General features: G+C 59.6%; 16 protein-coding genes and 1 tRNA gene. 1 reads left to right on the top strand and 16 read right to left on the bottom strand.

What is annotated here, in order from left to right:
* The coding region (locus ACR0IM_RS19555; RefSeq protein WP_480682937.1) for a hypothetical protein at window positions 1-681 on the bottom strand (681 nt) is incomplete at its 3' end.
* A 211-nt stretch (window positions 682-892) separates the two neighbouring features.
* Window positions 893-1,396, bottom strand: coding sequence for a hypothetical protein (locus tag ACR0IM_RS19550; RefSeq protein WP_480682936.1), 504 nt, complete (start codon window positions 1,394-1,396; stop codon window positions 893-895).
* 315 nt (window positions 1,397-1,711) lie between these two features.
* Here ACR0IM_RS19550 and ACR0IM_RS19545 point away from each other — a divergent pair.
* Window positions 1,712-1,801 (top strand) — tRNA-Ser (locus ACR0IM_RS19545).
* Window positions 1,802-1,934: 133 nt separating this feature from the next.
* Here the strand turns inward: ACR0IM_RS19545 and ACR0IM_RS19540 are convergent.
* The 14 genes from ACR0IM_RS19540 to ahbB (ACR0IM_RS19475) all read right to left on the bottom strand — a co-directional run bounded on the left by ACR0IM_RS19540 (window position 1,935) and on the right by ahbB (ACR0IM_RS19475) (window position 15,886).
* Window positions 1,935-2,837, bottom strand: coding sequence for an FAD:protein FMN transferase (locus ACR0IM_RS19540; protein WP_480642078.1), 903 nt, complete (start codon window positions 2,835-2,837; stop codon window positions 1,935-1,937).
* Window positions 2,834-3,349, bottom strand: coding sequence for a nitrous oxide reductase accessory protein NosL (locus ACR0IM_RS19535; RefSeq protein ID WP_480642079.1), 516 nt, complete (start codon window positions 3,347-3,349; stop codon window positions 2,834-2,836). The genes ACR0IM_RS19540 and ACR0IM_RS19535 overlap by 4 nt, the downstream gene beginning before the upstream one ends.
* Entirely contained in the window at window positions 3,346-4,167 is an 822-nt protein-coding gene (locus ACR0IM_RS19530; protein WP_480594344.1) for an ABC transporter permease, read from the bottom strand. The genes ACR0IM_RS19535 and ACR0IM_RS19530 overlap by 4 nt, the downstream gene beginning before the upstream one ends.
* Window positions 4,164-5,057 carry an ABC transporter ATP-binding protein gene (locus tag ACR0IM_RS19525; RefSeq protein WP_480682935.1) on the bottom strand — a complete coding sequence of 298 codons (894 nt, stop codon included), beginning with the start codon at window positions 5,055-5,057 and terminating at the stop codon, window positions 4,164-4,166. The genes ACR0IM_RS19530 and ACR0IM_RS19525 overlap by 4 nt, the downstream gene beginning before the upstream one ends.
* The gene (locus ACR0IM_RS19520; protein ID WP_480682934.1) at window positions 5,047-6,303 is read right to left on the bottom strand and encodes a nitrous oxide reductase family maturation protein NosD; all 1,257 of its coding nucleotides are present in this window, start codon (window positions 6,301-6,303) and stop codon (window positions 5,047-5,049) included. The genes ACR0IM_RS19525 and ACR0IM_RS19520 overlap by 11 nt, the downstream gene beginning before the upstream one ends.
* 4 nt (window positions 6,304-6,307) lie before the next feature.
* The gene (gene nosZ / locus ACR0IM_RS19515; RefSeq protein WP_480594341.1) at window positions 6,308-8,215 is read right to left on the bottom strand and encodes a TAT-dependent nitrous-oxide reductase; all 1,908 of its coding nucleotides are present in this window, start codon (window positions 8,213-8,215) and stop codon (window positions 6,308-6,310) included.
* A gap of 16 nt (window positions 8,216-8,231) precedes the next feature.
* Window positions 8,232-10,409 carry a 4Fe-4S binding protein gene (locus ACR0IM_RS19510; protein ID WP_480682933.1) on the bottom strand — a complete coding sequence of 726 codons (2,178 nt, stop codon included), beginning with the start codon at window positions 10,407-10,409 and terminating at the stop codon, window positions 8,232-8,234.
* Window positions 10,400-10,864 carry a DUF2946 family protein gene (locus tag ACR0IM_RS19505; protein WP_480682932.1) on the bottom strand — a complete coding sequence of 155 codons (465 nt, stop codon included), beginning with the start codon at window positions 10,862-10,864 and terminating at the stop codon, window positions 10,400-10,402. The genes ACR0IM_RS19510 and ACR0IM_RS19505 overlap by 10 nt, the downstream gene beginning before the upstream one ends.
* Window positions 10,865-11,005: 141 nt before the next feature.
* On the bottom strand, window positions 11,006-11,269 hold the full coding sequence (locus ACR0IM_RS19500) for a hypothetical protein (protein ID WP_480642083.1): 264 nt from the start codon (window positions 11,267-11,269) through the stop codon (window positions 11,006-11,008).
* Window positions 11,226-12,779 carry a cytochrome D1 domain-containing protein gene (locus tag ACR0IM_RS19495; RefSeq protein ID WP_480642084.1) on the bottom strand — a complete coding sequence of 518 codons (1,554 nt, stop codon included), beginning with the start codon at window positions 12,777-12,779 and terminating at the stop codon, window positions 11,226-11,228. Before ACR0IM_RS19495 ends, ACR0IM_RS19500 begins: the two co-directional genes overlap by 44 nt.
* Complete coding sequence (nirJ, locus tag ACR0IM_RS19490) at window positions 12,754-13,968, bottom strand: heme d1 biosynthesis radical SAM protein NirJ (protein ID WP_480682931.1); 1,215 nt, start codon at window positions 13,966-13,968, stop codon at window positions 12,754-12,756. Before nirJ ends, ACR0IM_RS19495 begins: the two co-directional genes overlap by 26 nt.
* A 3-nt stretch (window positions 13,969-13,971) precedes the next feature.
* On the bottom strand, window positions 13,972-14,454 hold the full coding sequence (ahbB, locus tag ACR0IM_RS19485; RefSeq protein ID WP_480682930.1) for a siroheme decarboxylase subunit beta: 483 nt from the start codon (window positions 14,452-14,454) through the stop codon (window positions 13,972-13,974).
* Entirely contained in the window at window positions 14,451-14,900 is a 450-nt protein-coding gene (locus tag ACR0IM_RS19480; protein WP_480682929.1) for an Lrp/AsnC family transcriptional regulator, read from the bottom strand. Before ACR0IM_RS19480 ends, ahbB (ACR0IM_RS19485) begins: the two co-directional genes overlap by 4 nt.
* Window positions 14,897-15,886, bottom strand: a complete 990-nt coding sequence (ahbB, locus tag ACR0IM_RS19475) for a siroheme decarboxylase subunit beta (RefSeq protein WP_480682928.1) — start codon at window positions 15,884-15,886, stop codon at window positions 14,897-14,899. The genes ACR0IM_RS19480 and ahbB (ACR0IM_RS19475) overlap by 4 nt, the downstream gene beginning before the upstream one ends.
* Window position 15,887 lies beyond the last annotated feature (1 nt).

The raw sequence follows: 15,887 nt of genomic DNA, 5'->3' as shown, positions 1-15,887 counted from the left end.
AATCCGCCGCATAATCAGACCAATCAGATGGGCCACATCCTCTCTTAGATCAGAGCGCCATCTGTCCCAAAATCCCTGACGACGGACACCCCTCATCTGATCGAGAAATTTCGCTGCCCGCTTTAGAGTTCGCGCCCGGCCTGATGGCTGCGCTCCGATAGTCTCCTCGAGCCATTTCTTGTTCGCCTGGTGGATGTCAATTCCAGCCTCGCGGCAGCAACTAATAAATACCGTTAACGGAATGGCCTCACGAGCCGAGATCGGCGGCAACCCGAGCGTGCCTTTACTGACCAGTTCGAGGAATTTGGCCGACCGGTCTTGACGCGTTTTGTTTGCTGCCTTCTTAGCACGCTCGCCGCTTACCAAATCAAAAAAACGTTTGGTGTTCGAGTACCAGACATAAAACCTATCATAGCTTTTGAAACCGCAGTTCATTGGAGCTGTTCCGGTGTCGAGATAGTCCGCGACCAGAGTGCGTAAGCGCTTTGAATCACAAACCACTTGTGCGTTTTTTGGGGTTGCGTCCAAAACGTCAAAGACTTTTTCTACTTTGGACAACGAGCCACGGATTTTTCTCCAGGAGGATTCAGTCCACGGCAGATCAAGGACGCCGGCATTGGCCGCCAGCAGTGCGTCGCGAAGCGTCGGAGGTGTCAGCTGAGTTTGTTCGTTCGCTGTCATTGTTTGTCTCCAATCAGGGGGAAAGACCGTCGTTGCGCGAAAGAACGACGGTCTTTGCCTTCTGTTGGTTTTGACGAAAAAATTGGCTTGTGAAGCAAAGGAGCGGATGAATGAAGAAAACACCCAATGGTGTTTCGTCCGGAAATCCCTTTGGGTGTTTTCTTCATTGTCGCGCCGTGAAGCAGGATGTGTTCACTGCTGTATGGTCTTGTCATTTTCCAGCCCTCTTGCCTGAGTTCAGAAAATTCAAACGCTCAATTTCTTCGATGTTCGGGCGGAAAAGCCATCGCCGCCCAAGCTTAAAACCGTGGCGTTGACCATTTCGCGCCAAACGTCGAAATGTCTCCGGGTGGCACTTGACAAACCGCCGGTCGAGCAACCGCAGGTCCTCGATTGATAGCAACGGTGCAAGAAGGACTTTGCGGCCCTCACTGCCTCCAAACGCCCATAACAAGATCGGATCGTCTACCTCTTCAAGCCGCAGTACATCGAGCAGGTCGAAGCAGGGGTGCTCACCAGGAACAGAAACAGGCGTCAGGCCATGAAGCTTGCGAAATCGTTCAACTGAAGATCGGCTGCAGCGCCAGCGCTTAGCTAAGCAACGAACGGTCAAGAGCGGCGAAGGGTTCTGTCTAATGGCGATAGCTAAGTTGTGCGCATCATATTCAGCTTGTGTACCAGCACAGTTCACACCTTTTTCCGTTTGTTTTGACATGCGCTACCTCCGATGCCCGGAGGAGATGGGTTCGAACCGAAACAGGAGAAATTCTTCGTTGGCAGATAATGATCTCTCAATCGGCGCGGCGATGCAGAATGGGGATTCGATGTGTTGTGGTGTTTCGAACCTGACGGCTGGATGGTTCGGCGCTGGGAAATGCCTCAGAAAAAATTGTCCAAATCTTGCCCATAATCCACGTAAATCGGTGTGTTTTACCGTAATTTCAACGGGTTCAGCAATTTTGCCGGAGTGAGACACAAAATGGAAATTTCGCCTTGTATTCCCGTTGCTTGCAAGGATATACCCGTCGGCGGAGACGTGGCCGAGTGGTCGAAGGCGCTCCCCTGCTAAGGGAGTAGGCGGGAAACCGTCTCGAGGGTTCGAATCCCTTCGTCTCCGCCACCTACCTTTTTTCGTAGATACGGCGTGAAACTCGGCTTACCAAATTAATCTTTGGGCAAGTCTATGTTTCGGCTTTGGTGTACTGAGAGGCTTTGGTTGCGCAGTTTCTGGCACGCAACACTGAGCCTTGTGATCAGATGTGCATTTCCAGCCGCACGTCGGGGAAAGACCTGAGTACTGTGTCAAATCCTGTCTTCGGCAGGGCGCACAAAGCTGTCGACAACCCGTCGGCAATGGCCGCGCTGGGCGCTGAGACTGAGACGATGCCCGCTGGGCGCATACCACTCGCAGGGTTCAGAATATGCCCCTGATCACCTGTCAGCATGAAGCTGCGCGCGTTCGAAGTTGCGACCGCACGGTCCCGTAGTTCGATGGATTTACGAACATTGCCTCCGGGTCCAGCCAGCCCGACCTGCCAGGCTTGTCCGTCTCCGCGTTGCCCCCAGGCTGCTATTTCTCCCATATTTACCAGCACGCCCCGCAGGTCATGCGCGGTCAGCAGCGCACTGATACGGTCGGTGATGGCGCCCTGTGCGATGCCGTTCAGGGTCAGTGCTGAAACACCCGGTTGCGGCAGGCGGATCATGTCCGTCTGAACGTTCACGCGAGTCCACCCGACAGAACGCCGTGCCGCGTCGGTCTTTTCAGGGCGCGCATCAGTTGCGAGTGCGGACCAGAGTGGTTGAACGGTGGGGTCAAACGCGCCGTTCGTAGCCTCGTGCAGCGCCGTGCACAGGCTGAGAACGTTTAGCAATTCAGGTGCGGGGTCCGACAGTTGGCCGTCGCGGTTCAGTCGGCTGAGTTCGGATTGAGGGCGGTACAGGCTGAAGATGTTTTCCAAACGGTTCAACTCGGCCTCGACGGCGGCAATGATCGGCGCCGCCTGGGTATCGGTCAGCCCTTCCAGCCGCAGGCTGGCTTCGGCCCCCAGTGCAACCCCGCGCCAATGGGCCGCTGGGGCGGGTTTCGCGCTGGCTGGAAAGGCGGCGCAGGCGGCGGACATGGTCAGGAACCGACGGCGGGAGAGGGGGGTCATGAGGGGGTCTCCAGTTTCAGGTCCAGATCGACGGGGCCGAGAACCTCGGCAGCTGGAATGTCGGGCAGCGGCATCTGCGCGCCGCCATATTGGGTGATGAAAACATCGGCAGCGGTGGGATCGGCAAAGGGTACAACCTCGGGTGCGCCCATGCCGCCTGCAACGTTGGAGCCGACCACAAAGGTTGCGTCATCAGCCGCGATCCAGTTGGAAATGCCCGGCTGCCGCCAGTTCGGGGCAACCCCCATGTCACTGACATAAACAGCAGTGATTTTGGCATCCCTCTCGGGGCTTTTCAGATAGGCCACCATGTCGCGCACTTGAGCAAAGAACAGCGGCACGGGATACCCTTCCAGATGAATTTGCCCCTTTGGCCCGCCATGCTCGGCAATGTTCATCTGACAAAAATAGCTGAGCGCGTCCGGTGTCAAATCAACCGGGTCAGGGGCCACGGCCATCTCTTCTTTACAAGCAGTCAGGGCTACCAGGGCGATCAGGCAAAAGCGTTTCATGGCTCGACCCTCCGGAAGGCGGCACGGGCTAGGATAAAACCCAGCACCGGCCAGATCAGCAGCGAGGCCGGCGCGGCCCATACGGGCAGAGCCTGCGCAGCTCCAGTCATGCCCGAGGCCATGGCGACACCTTCGGTCGCGGCGATGTTCCACAGACGGAATGCGTCGGCCGGGTTGGCAACCATCACCCACGGAAAGACGGATTGGGTGAAGGTGCCGCCCTTGTCCATGACGACGGCTCCCAACAAGCCCAGATCATAAAGGACGACAAAAACCAGCCAGAGCCCGGCCGACAGACCTGCTGCCGCCGTGGCGCCCCTTGCCAGGGCAGACAGCAGGTAACCCAGCGCCAGAAACACAGCGCCCAGCAGGATGGATGTGAGAATGAGGCGAGCCAGCGCCATCAGGCTTTCCGGTCCCGCGCCGCCAAAAAATGCGGCCACCGCGCCTGCGGTGCCGAAACCAACGGTCATAGCAAAGGCCAGGGCGGCCAAGTGGGCGGTGAACTTGCCTAGCAGGATTTCTCCGCGCCCTGCCGGGTAGGACAGCAGCAGCGACAGGCTGCCCCGGTCCACGTCACCAGCGATGGCGTCGAAGGAAATCATCAGCGCCAGCAAGGGTGCCAGGTAAACCGACAGTGTGGTCATCGAGGCCACCGAAACAGTCAGCATATCTACGCCCAGTGTGCCGGTGGGGGCGCTGCCCGCAAAAGTCAGAGCCAAAGCGAACAATACCATGATCAGCGTTGCGACCAGCAGCCAGCGGTTGCGACGCAGTATCAGCATCTCGGTGCGAGTGATGGCGAGGAAGCGGGTCATTGCATCTCCTCCTGTGCGTAGTGTCGATAGAGGTCTTCCAGCCTGGGCGGGGTCATTTCGACATCCGCTACCGCGTCGCCCAACCCGGCGATACGGCGCAGGGCCTCCATCTTGTCATCCGGGGAACAGAGCAGTTCCACGGACGCACCATTGATCCGGTTGCCACCCAATTCGGCGGCCAGTGCATCTGCGTTGACGCTGGCGCGTACGCGCAGGCGGATCGGCAGCCCGGCCAGCGCCGACAGGTTGTTCAGCGTGTCATCCGCAACCATCCGGCCCTTCCGCATGATAGCGATGCGGTCAGTGCGGGCCTCGACCTCGGTCAGAGCGTGCGACGCGATCAGGACGGCGGTGCCCTGCGCTGCCAGTTCGTCAATGATGGCATAAAGATCCTGCCGTGAGATCGGGTCCAGGCCTGAGGTTGGTTCGTCTAGCAGTGCCACTTTCGGCTGGCCTAGCAGCACTTGCGCCAGACCAAGACGTTGCCGCATCCCTTTGGAATAAGTTCCAATCCGGCGATCCAGTGCATCGCTGAGGCCAACGCGATCCAGCAGGCCGGGTACATCGGCCATTGCCCCGGACAGCTTTGCGAAAAGGGTCAACTGCTCGCGTCCGGTCAAGGCTGGGTGGAACGACACAGCCTCGGGCAGATAGGCCGTATCCCGCCGTGCTTGCGCGGTGCCGGGAGTGGTATCGCCGATCCGAATGGCTCCGCCATGGATCGGCGTCAAGCCGAGGATGGATTTGATCAGGGTCGACTTGCCCGCGCCGTTATGGCCCAGCAGTGCAACGCGCTGACCTGGGGCAAGGGAAAGGGTGATATCGTCAAGAACGCGGGTTTTCCCTCGGTCCTTGCTGACTTGGGTAATACTTAGGGCCTTATCCGTCATGAGGCACCTTTTTCATAGCTGGGGGTTCAGGGGCTTGCATAAGCGGGTTGCTGTCGATCACGCCGCCCGGCAGAAGGGCCGGGAAGGCAGATTGCGACCAGCGTACCAGCTGCACGGCAGGGGAGCCGAGGAGTAATTTGGCTGAGGGTTGGGTCCACAGCACATGGTCCATACTGTCATTGGGGCGATAGGGGGCGTCGGCGATACCGTCCCCATCCACATCATAGGCGGCGAAATCGGACCAGTAATTGCCGCGCCCGTTTTCGGACCACTCGACCCACTTGGTCGAGACGTATTTCACCTGTGTCCGGTTCCCAATAAAAGAATTGCCGACGATGCGGTTGCGCTCGCTGCCAGCGGTAAAATGGATGCCGATGCCGCATCCCTGGAACCAGTTATCGGTGAATTCATTCTTGTTGGAGTTATAGAGGAAGGTGCATTTTTCCTTGGCACCTATCACCACGTTGCCGGTGATCTGACTTTTGTTGGCGTAGTTCAGCATCACGCCATGTTCGCGGTCACCAACCGAGACGTTATCTGCGACCTTCACATTGGTGGTGAACATCACGGCATAACCCAGATCGTTACCGATTGAGACATTGTCGCTGACGATCGAGTCGTCGGCATACATGTAGTGCACGGCAAATCGCAGATCGCGGAACAGGTTGCCGGTGAAGGTGTTTTTCTTGGACGAGTTCACAAAGATCCCGTCGCGGCCATAGCGGATGTCGTTGTCTTCCACCCGCGCACCCGGCGCATTCCAGACATAGACGCCATTACCGCGGTCGTTCATCCGCTGGTCCAACCGACCTTCGATCCGGTTGCCACGCACGATGCTGTCCTTGGCCCCGTGAATGTCGACGCCGTAGAGATTCCCCAGCAGCACGTTATCCTCAACCACGGGTGCTTTGGCCGTTTTGGTTAGCTGGATACCGCTGTCGATCCCGTCATGGCTAGAGCCTGAGCCGATCACGGTCAGCCCGCGTACGGTGACACCCGGCCCGGTCACGGTGATGACGCTGCCGTTTCCTTTCCCGTCTATGGTGGCCTGTCCCAGCCCGTCGATAATTACAGGCCGGTCCAGAACCAGTGTTTCGGTGTAAACACCGGGGCTCAGGCGGAGGGTGTCCCCATCCGCCGCCTGCGCCAGTATTTCATTGATGGCCCCCGCCCGGTTGGGCACGTCCCAGTCCGCCGCCCAAAGGGGCGAGCCGAGCAGGAGCGGAATGAGCAGGGACCAGCGCATCGCCTTATGCTCCAGCCGGTTCGACCAGCATCCGACCGCGCATTTCCATGTGCAGCGCGTGGCAGAACCACTGGCAATAGAACCAGTGCACGCCCGGACGGTCGGCGGTGAAGGTGACCGAGGCGGTTGCCAATGGTGCGACTTCCATCGCGATGCCGTAGTTGCCCAGGCAGAAGCCGTGGGTCACGTCGTCCACGTCATCCAGATTGGTGATGTAGACCGTCACCTCGTCACCTTGTTTAACGGTGAACTTCTCAAGGCTGAAGGTCGGGGCCTGCGAGGTCATGTAGACCCGCACCTTGTTGCCGTCCCGGATGGGTTCCTCGGCACCTTCTTCCAGATCGATGCCATCGGCTTCGGCCTGCTTGCGGGCGTCTTCCCATGTGACATCGGCGCGATCCCAGACGTTGACCGGGTTGACGATGTCGCTGCGAACGATGATCGAGTCATGCGGTTCGGCAAAGGTCGGGCCGTCGTGAACCACTTTCATCTCGTCGGACGAGATGTCGATCAGCTGCTCGTTTTCGGGCTTCAGCGGACCCACGTTCAGGAAGCGGTCTTTCGAGAACTTATTCATCGAAATCAGCCACTTGCCGTCGGCATCCTTGGTTTCACCCATGGAGGTCGAGTTGTGGCCCGGCTGATAGTGCACGTCGACCTTCGAGATGATCGGGTCCACATCGGCGCCGCCGTATGCCTCGATTGCCTTTTCGATGTTCCACTTCACGATCTGGCTGTCGAGGAACAGCGTGGTGAACGCGTTGCCCTGACCGTCATAAGCGGTGTGAAGCGGGCCGAGACCCAGCTGCGGTTCGCCGACGATGCACGACCGCGGGTCAGCGTCGCTTTCGAACAGGGCGTCCAGTTTGGTGACGTCCATGATCGAGACTGTCGGCGACAGCTTACCGTTGATGCAGACATGCTTGCCGTCAGGTGCGGTGTTGATGCCGTGCGGCGAGTTCGGGATCGGGATATAGCGGGTGTATTTCTTGTTCTGACCCTTGCGCCCGTCCAGAACCTTGACGCCTTTCAGCTCTTGGTAGTCACCGGCTTCGATACCCGCTTCGATTTCCGCGAGGTTGAAGACAACGACGTGGTCCAGCTCGTTCTCGGTCATCTCGGCCAGGTTCATACCCATTTCCGAGTTGTACGAGGTCGAGTAGGCGTACTTGCCCTGATAGTCGCAGTCGGTGTTGTCGAGGTTGCCCGACACGATCACCTGCCATGCCACTTCCATGGTGTCGCCGTCCAGCGCGGTGAAGATGTTCACGTATTGCGATGGATCATCCAGCACTGTGCCGTCATTAACCAGCGGCGTTTCATCCTCACCGTTGGCAAATACATAGCCGGTGCGCGGGAATTTCTGCGGGCGCAGACCGTGGATCGCCTTGGCGTTCGGGATCTCGGTGATTTTGTCGCATTTCATCACGTCGCAGCGCACGCGGGCGACGCGGGTGTTGGCCTTGTCGTTCATGAACAGGTAGCGGCCATCATAGGTGCCGTCGGTGAATGACATATGCGGGTGGTGAAGGTCACCGTTGTCATAGGTTTTCAGGCCGCGCTTGGCGAGGAATTCCTTGGTTTCCGGTAGCAGGCCATCGGTCATGATCTTCAACGACTCGTTGGTTTGACCCCAGCCGGTGGCCGAGCAGCGGTTGAACACCGGAACCCGCATCAGTTCGCGCATGGACGGGAAGCCCAGAATGCGCAGTTCACCTGTCTGACCTGAAGACCAGAAACCGTAGTATTCGTCCAGTTCACCGGGCTCCAGGTTAGCATTGGCGGCAGCGCTGGCTTGCTTCGCGGTCATCAGGGTTGAGCCCAGACCGGTCCCGGCCAGCACAGCGCCGGTTGCGGTTGCACCCAGCATCCCGCGGCGTGTGATGTTCAGTTTGCTTTCATTGTCCGACATGATCGTTCCTCCTTTTTTAGGAAACGGATTGCGGTTTGGCGTTCGGATGGTTCGCCGGTGGTTGTCCGAGCGGGGTCTTGAGGTCGACCGACCCTGTCTTGGCCCGCCGTTTTAGCTGGCGGATGACGACGGGACATTTCGTCTCGGACTGGTAGAGCACCTGACAATGCAGGCAGGTGACACACTCGTTCGGATTGATCTCACCCGTGGGGTGGATGGCCTGAACGGGGCATTCGTTGGCGCAGGTCTGACAGGGTGTGCCGCATTCCTTGTAGCGGCGCAGCCAGTCGAACATGCGGATACGGGCGGGGATCGCCAGCGCTCCGCCCAGCGGGCAGAGATAACGGCAGTAGAACCGTTCGATGAACAGCCCGACACCCAGCAGGAGCAGCGCAAAGACTACAAACGGCCAGTCGCGCATGAACTTCAGGATGATTGCGGTCTTGAACGGTTCGATCTCGGCATATTTTTCGGCCAGCGGGATGGACACGAAGCTGATGCCGAAGAGCACAAGGAAGATCATGTATTTTGCAGGCCAAAGCCGTTCATTCAGACCCCAGGGCAGGGTCCACTGCGGAACGCGGCAGGCCCGCGCGATCTTGTTGGTCAGCTCCTGCAATGCACCGAACGGGCACAGCCAGCCGCAATAGGCACCTCGGCCCCAGAACAGCAGGGCGGCGGCCACGGCGAACCATTGGATAAAGACCAGCGGATCCAGCAGGAACGCATCCCATGAGAACCCGGTGCGTAGACTGCCTGCCAGAGCCATCAGGTTCACCACGCTTAGCTGCGCGTTGGCATACCAGCCGATGAAGAACAGGGTCATTGTCAGGTAACCGATGCGGAACCAGTAGAAGACCCGCGCGTTCATGGTGGCGTGGAATTGGAAGAAGAAGGTGGCCGTCAGCACCAGAAGCATGATGCCGAGAACGCCAATTTCAACGGTGCGATCCTTCCAGATGCGCTGCCACAAAGCGGCTTTGGCGGCGGCTTCGCCGGTGGCATCATCGACGACCGCGGAGGCAGCGACGGGCAGCAGATACCGCTCGGGCAGTTTGTAACCAAGATCAAAGGTCAGGAATGTCTTCTCAACCGCACCTATAGCGCGTTGCACCAGCAGTTGCAGGCGGAACGGTTCAGCCGGATTGAACTCGGCCTCGGCAGGGATCTTGAAGATATCCAATTCGGTGAAGCTCGGCGCGTCGGAGGCTGCGACTTTGCCAAGACGCTCTTGTTGCTTGTCAAAGAACCGTACTGAATTGTCGCCCTGGATCAGTTGTATCCGGTCAAAGATACCGCCGCGGACGTAACCCGAACCTTTGAAGCTGTAGGCGCCGCGGCCCAGCACCAGAATGGCCTGTTCCCCTTCGTCCAACCACTCGACCAGATTCTGATATTCGGCCTCACCCAACAGCGACTTGCCGATTGACGGGACAGAAACCAGTGCCAAATGCATGTCGATGAATGTGTCGTCCGGTTCACCCGGTTCGGGGCGCTTGATGGCACGCTGATCGCCCGTGGCCTCAAAAGCGGCATTGACCTGACCGACGTCCAGCGTCAGACGCCGGACCGAGCCGTCGCCAGACAAGGTTGCCCAGTCGTAAGCGGAGTTCTTCGCCATATCGATTTCGCGTTTGGGACCATCGGCCAACAACGGAGACAGGCCTCCCAGACCCAGTGCGCGGGATACCTTGATCCCACCGCGAACGAGGCTGTCGTCGATCACCATGATCGTCACTGTCGCGCCCGAGATGATGTCGAGGTCATGCCCCTCGCCACCGGTCTCCACTTCGACTTTCAGGTCAAGCCCAGTGTAACCTTCGGTCAATTCGACCATACGGGAATTGGGAATGCCGATCAGAACGATGGGTTCCGAGTGTTTGACCAGCTTAACGCCGGTCAGAACCGCATCGTCGTCGATGGCAGCAACCACGTGGATGGGTTTGCCCGAATAACCGGTGGTGCCCACGAAATCAGAAGTCAGGAAAGCCCAGGCAACTGTCTCTCCGCCCTTCAGAACTGGGGCAACGGGCACGTCGTCGCGAACCGGGCCAAAAGCATCGGCACCGGGGGCCAGGTCGGCGGGCTCAATGTCGGGCAGGAAGCTGGCGAGGCTGTCGGCATGGGCGCTGATCGCCAACAGGCAGGACAGAGAAAGGGCCAGCAGGAAATGGATTGCGCGACTTACGACCACGGCGCACCTCCGATAATTTGGGTAGACGCCATGGACGCGCGCAGGGCGCGTTCAGTTGTTTCTTGGGTCACGCGGGGGGGGGCGCGGGTTTCGGGCCACAGTCGTTTTACACTGGTGACGCTGAGCAGATCGCGGTTTTCGCAATGTGCGGCGTGAATTAGACCTTCCCGGTAGAATACGGGCATTTCCGGCACCGGGGCCGCTGAGGTGACGGCGCACAGGGCGCAGTCGGCGCAATTCGGACAGGGCGCGGTTGGATCCGTGGTGTCCTCTTCAAGGTCCACCTGAACCCAGACCGCCCCTGCCTCCGAGCAGATCTCCACCCACATGCTTTCCCCGGGACTCGCCAGCGCCGGGCCAAGCAGCTGCAACAGCAGAAGGAAAATGCCCGCTACAGCACAAGCTGCGCGGGACGCGCAAACAGCTGACATGTGCAGAGGGTTAAAGGCGGGCATGGAGAATCCAACTCGGCAATCTTTCCTGAGGGGTAGACCTGCCGCCGGATTCGATCCTTGACTTAAGTCATTTGTTCTCAGACTGCCCAAAAATTAATCTTGGCGGATTTCCGTGAAATCTCAGAATTCTAGAAGCCGACGTCAACTGTCAGCTTCGTCCATCAGGCCCCGTACCCAGCGCCCGGCAAGCCAGGATGCAGGCACGCCCAATGGGATCGACCACAGGATCGCTGTGACCGGCTCGATAATGCCGTAACCGGCGCTGTTGGCAATCAGGCCGGCCAGAAACAGATTGATAGCCACGGTCAGCGCCGTGGCCGGATAAAGCAGAATGGCCAGTTTCCAGACCGGCCATTTGCCTTCAGTGGCTGGTTCCTTCCGAGAAGGTGATTTTGTTCCAGACATTGTATTTTCCCGAAGGTTTGCGCATCGGCAGGCGGCGGACTTCTTCCAGCGTTTGCGCATCATAGACGATTACCGCGCCGTCATCTTCCCAGATCGAAACCAGCGCGTGGCTGCCGTCTTTGGTGAACTCAACATGCGCAACTGTCTTACCCGGAGCCGGGCGCAGAGTCTTAACGATCTCAAGGCTTTGCTTGTCGATCACATGCATCGCGTCCTTGTTCGGCCCAAAGAACACATCGGCCCAGACGTAGGGCGAGTTTTCATGGCTGCGCATGAAGAACCCCGGTCCTTCCGTCTTGATCCGTTTGACAGTTTCCCAGGTTTCCATGTCGATCACCGACACGGTACCATCGGTCAGGTGCGGCGTGGCCATCACGGTGGTGTCGCCGTGCTGCCATGTGATGCCCGAGCCCAGATGCGGCATCCCCGGCAGGTCCAGATCGGCGACTTTCTGGCCGATGACCAGATCGATCACCTGACCGCCCTCGCCATCGCGCGATGCGCCCATGACATATTCATAGCTCTGGTCGAAAAAGAAATCGTCCAGATAGTCGGGCGTGGTGATCTTGCGCACCGGGAATGGGTCGGGGTTCTTGAACTGACCCTCGATGCGAAAGTCGTGACCCAGGCCGGATTGCGGTGGGTTGGCGCCGTAGAAGACCTCCCAGATCTCGGGCACGTCTTTCAGTGCCAGCACAAAGCTTTCGCGCGGTGGGGCCTGATACACGGCCGAGACACGGCTGGGGACTCCCTTCTTGCTCTTGACCTCAACGACCTTTGCAACCGACAGGTCCTCGGTCGACAGCAGGGTCAGGCTGTTGGGCAGGTAATTCGCCACGGCAACCCATTTGCCGTCGCCAGACATGGCAATGTTGCGGCTGTTCAGGCCCGCGCGCACGCGGCCCACCTGTTTCAGCGCCCAGATGTCGTATTTCTGCACCCAGCCATCACGGGACATGATGAATACATAGCGGCCATCGGGGCTGAATTTCGGGCCGCCGTGAACGGCAAAGGGGGTCTCGAACCGGTCCAGAACCTCGAACGTGTCGCCGTCCAGAACGCTGACATGGTGATCGCCGGTCTCAACTGCCAGCGTGATATTCATCGGGTCGCTGTCCCATACAGGGGCGTCGACCGGGACATAGTCCTCGTCCAGCGTGCGGCTGGCCATGATATCGGCCTCACCCCATTCAGGGTCGGTTTCCAGCGGGGATTTCAGCCAACCGGCCAGTTCCTCGATCTGCAAAGCGTCGAGTTCGTGGGAAAAGGCGGGCATCTGAGTGGCCGTGCGCCCTTCGGCGATCACAGCGGCCACGCGCGGGCCGCGCATCCGTTTCAGCGTCTCGGGGATCAGCGCAGGACCAACTCCGCCCAGACGGTTTTCACCGTGGCAGGATGCGCAGTGTTCGGCATAGTCGGCTGGGGCGTCGGCCCATGCAGTGCCCGCCAGCAGCAGCGAACAGAAGGTGCCGATTTTCAGAGTGTCAAAAGAATTGATGCGCCGGGTCATGGCTTTTTCCTCGGAACGGCGTCACCTGCAGGCGCTTGCCCGCATCTTCGACGCCGATTTCTTGATTTGTCAGATAACAGGCCGGATCTTCGGCCCAGGGGTCGCCGGTCAGCTGCAACGCCCGAATCCGGGTATTGCCGCCGCAGACGTCCTTGAGCTGACAAGCCCCGCAGCGCCCCTTCAGCGGGCGCGGGCGGGTGCGCAGCATGGCAAGCATCGGATCATCGCTGGTCCATAGCTCGGAAAACGGTTTGGTCTTTACATTGCCGACCGTGTAGTCGGACCAGTAGGTGTCGGGATGAACCCGGCCCAGATTGTCAATATTGGCCACGCCAAGACCGCTGGAGTTACCCCCCCATGCGGCCAGGTGCTCGCGTACATGGGCGGCCTTGTCGGCATCGAAGCGTGCGCGGACCCAGTTCAGGAAATACCCAGCATCGGCGTCGTTGTTGCCTGTCACGATGTCCAGTGGGCGCCCGCCCGAGGCGGCCTCCCACGCGCGTTCCAGCAACAGATCAAGCTCGTTGCGCGTGCGCATATGCTCGGCATCCTCGCCCCGGTTCTTGTCGCCGCGCCCGGCATAGACCAGGTGGGAGAGGTAGAACTTGTCGACGCCTTCGTCGTCACACAGTTTCAGCAGGTCGGGCAGGTGATGCTGGGTCCCTTCGGTCAGGCAGAACCGCAGACCGACCTTGATGCCGCGTTTTTTGCATTCGCGTACGCCGCGCAGGGCATCGGCAAAGGCACCTTCGACACCGCGAAACCAGTCGTTGGTGGCCCCGATCCCGTCCAGTGAGATGCCGACATAGTTGAATCCCACATCGGCGATCATGTCGGCGGTTTCGTCGTGAATCCGCGTGCCATTGGTGGACAGCGCCAGCATGGGCACCAGATCGCGGGCGCGTTTGGCGATATCGAAGAAATCGAACCGGTCCAGCGGTTCCCCACCCGAGAGGATCAGGGCCGGGACGCGAAACTGGCCCAGATCCTCAAGGGTTACCATGGCTTGCTCGTGGCTGAGCTCACCCGGGAACGCAACATCCGCCGAGACGGTGTAGCAATGGCGGCATTTCAGGTTGCAGCGTCGCGTCAGGTTCCAGATCACCACCGGTTTTACCGGCCCGGGGCGGCGTTTGCGCACCGGGGTGGGGGTGACGAGTTGATGCATGTATTCGGTCAGGCGGAACATGTCTCAGCCTTTCGTTTTCAGGCGCAGCCCGGTCTTTTTGAGAATGCGCGTGGAATAGAGGATATCTTTGGCCCGACAGGCCTCGCCCAGTATTGCGGTGATTTCCGCCCGCTTTTCTTCGACCTCGTCGCGATCCGTTCCGTGGACCATGGCGAACAGGTTATAAGGCCAGTCGGGCAGGGCGCGAGGGCGTTCGTAGCAGTGGGTTACAAACGGCAAAGCGCCGATCCGGGTGCCCAGTTCGGTCACGCGGTTGTCTTCGACATCCCACACGGTCATACCGTTCGAGGTCATGCCCAGTTTGTAGTGATTGGGTGCAGCAGCGATGCGGCGGATCACACCGCTCGATTTCAGGTCGGCCAGACGAAGCAGCAACTCGTCTTCGTCCATGCCCATGTCCGAAGCCACCTGCGCGTAGGGTGCAGGCACGAGCGGCAGGCCGCCTTGCAGCGCCTCGATAATCTCTCTGTCTTTCGCGTCGATCATGCCGCCACCCGGAAGCCAATGAAAAATTCCTGCAATTTGGGAAAACAAAGTACCTCGATCCCCGTTTCCCGTTCGATGGCATCGGCGGTGGCCTCGATCCCCTCGGGGGTTTCGGTTGCCAGAACGAACCACATGTTCAGCCGATGCGTGCGTTCATAATTATGGGCAACCTCTGGATGCGCATTGACTTTGGTCAGGACGGTTTCGAAATTCTCTGGTGGAACGGCCATTGCGCACAGGCAGAAGGCGCCGCCCATGGCAGCGGCGTCAAAAAACGGACCAAAACGAGTGATGATGCGCTCTTCTTTCATGCGTTTGAGACGGCCCAGCAAGTCGCTCTCCGAAATGCTCAGCTCGGTGGCGATTGCGGCATAGGGATGCGTGCTCAGTGGCAGATCGTCCTGCATCCGGTTCAGGATTGCGCGATCGGTTGCGTCCAGTGTCATGCCGCAGCCTCCTTTTGGTGGATCAGCGCGCCGGTCTGTTTGAAGCAGCGGGTCGAGAACAGCACCTTGTGGCGCGCACAGGCCAGTTCCGGCAAGGCGACGGCACTTGAAAGGGTTTCCAGCGCTTCGCTGCGCGACCGGGCGTGGATCATGGAATAGAGGCGATAGGGCCAGATGTCCTCGACCGGGTTCCGCTCATAACACAGGGTCACGCCGGGATGTGCGGCAAGTGCTGGGCCAGCAGTGCCGACCTGATCGGCGGGCATGTCCCAGACCACCATCGCGTTGGCCGACCAGCCAAGCGCCCTGTGGCGAACGATGACACCCAGGCGCGAGATAATGCCCGCATCGTGCAGTGCCTCGATTCGCGCCATCACCTCGGGGGCGGACCGACCCAGAGACCGTGCCAGATCAGCAAACGGATCAATGACCAGTTGCAGGCCCGAACTCAGCGCCTGCAGCAAGGGGCGGTCTCCGTCCCGCATGGCCGAGCAATCCACCTTGCGGGGGCCGGGCACGTTGCGGGTATTGCCCGACATGCGGAACCCCAGATCGACGTTGAACGGGCGCACCAGCCGCAAATCCAGCACCCGCAGCCCGGTGCGATGGCTGATCCGCGCCAGCGTGCCATTCACATGCGCACGGTCCGGGCCGGTGGTGACAAACCATAGGTTCCAGTCATCCTCGCGCTGGTAATTGTGGTTAACGCCGGGTTCCGCGTCGATTATTGCGGCGACCTCTTCCAGACGCTCATCGGGCGCGGCGACGGCAGCCAGAGTGCTGGCCGAAACCGCACCGGGTGCAATCGTCGCGCCAACGCGCGTGATCCGGCCGGTTGCGCGCATTCGGGTCAGGCGGTCGATGACTTCGGCCTCGTCCAGACCCAGCGTATTGCCCAGAACCTGAAACGGGTGGTCGGTGATCGGGAAATCACGCTGGAACTCATCCAGCAGGCGGCGGTCGATCGGGTCGGTGATATGATCCATC

Source organism: Ruegeria sp. BF6 (assembly GCF_056538665.1).
Note: the sequence above shows the minus strand (reverse complement) of the source record. Positions and strands in the feature narration are given on the sequence as shown.

What these genes read in the sequence shown, in the direction of transcription:
- ACR0IM_RS19550 (WP_480682936.1), bottom strand. Translation starts at nt 1,396, where the DNA reads ATGTCAAAACAAACGGAAAAAGGTGTGAACTGTGCTGGTACACAAGCT.
- ACR0IM_RS19540 (WP_480642078.1), bottom strand. Translation starts at nt 2,837, where the DNA reads ATGACCCCCCTCTCCCGCCGTCGGTTCCTGACCATGTCCGCCGCCTGC.
- ACR0IM_RS19535 (WP_480642079.1), bottom strand. Translation starts at nt 3,349, where the DNA reads ATGAAACGCTTTTGCCTGATCGCCCTGGTAGCCCTGACTGCTTGTAAA.
- ACR0IM_RS19530 (WP_480594344.1), bottom strand. Translation starts at nt 4,167, where the DNA reads ATGACCCGCTTCCTCGCCATCACTCGCACCGAGATGCTGATACTGCGT.
- ACR0IM_RS19525 (WP_480682935.1), bottom strand. Translation starts at nt 5,057, where the DNA reads ATGACGGATAAGGCCCTAAGTATTACCCAAGTCAGCAAGGACCGAGGG.
- ACR0IM_RS19520 (WP_480682934.1), bottom strand. Translation starts at nt 6,303, where the DNA reads ATGCGCTGGTCCCTGCTCATTCCGCTCCTGCTCGGCTCGCCCCTTTGG.
- nosZ (WP_480594341.1), bottom strand. Translation starts at nt 8,215, where the DNA reads ATGTCGGACAATGAAAGCAAACTGAACATCACACGCCGCGGGATGCTG.
- ACR0IM_RS19505 (WP_480682932.1), bottom strand. Translation starts at nt 10,864, where the DNA reads ATGCCCGCCTTTAACCCTCTGCACATGTCAGCTGTTTGCGCGTCCCGC.
- ACR0IM_RS19500 (WP_480642083.1), bottom strand. Translation starts at nt 11,269, where the DNA reads ATGTCTGGAACAAAATCACCTTCTCGGAAGGAACCAGCCACTGAAGGC.
- ACR0IM_RS19495 (WP_480642084.1), bottom strand. Translation starts at nt 12,779, where the DNA reads ATGACCCGGCGCATCAATTCTTTTGACACTCTGAAAATCGGCACCTTC.
- nirJ (WP_480682931.1), bottom strand. Translation starts at nt 13,968, where the DNA reads ATGTTCCGCCTGACCGAATACATGCATCAACTCGTCACCCCCACCCCG.
- ahbB (WP_480682930.1), bottom strand. Translation starts at nt 14,454, where the DNA reads ATGATCGACGCGAAAGACAGAGAGATTATCGAGGCGCTGCAAGGCGGC.
- ACR0IM_RS19480 (WP_480682929.1), bottom strand. Translation starts at nt 14,900, where the DNA reads ATGACACTGGACGCAACCGATCGCGCAATCCTGAACCGGATGCAGGAC.
- ahbB (WP_480682928.1), bottom strand. Translation starts at nt 15,886, where the DNA reads ATGGATCATATCACCGACCCGATCGACCGCCGCCTGCTGGATGAGTTC.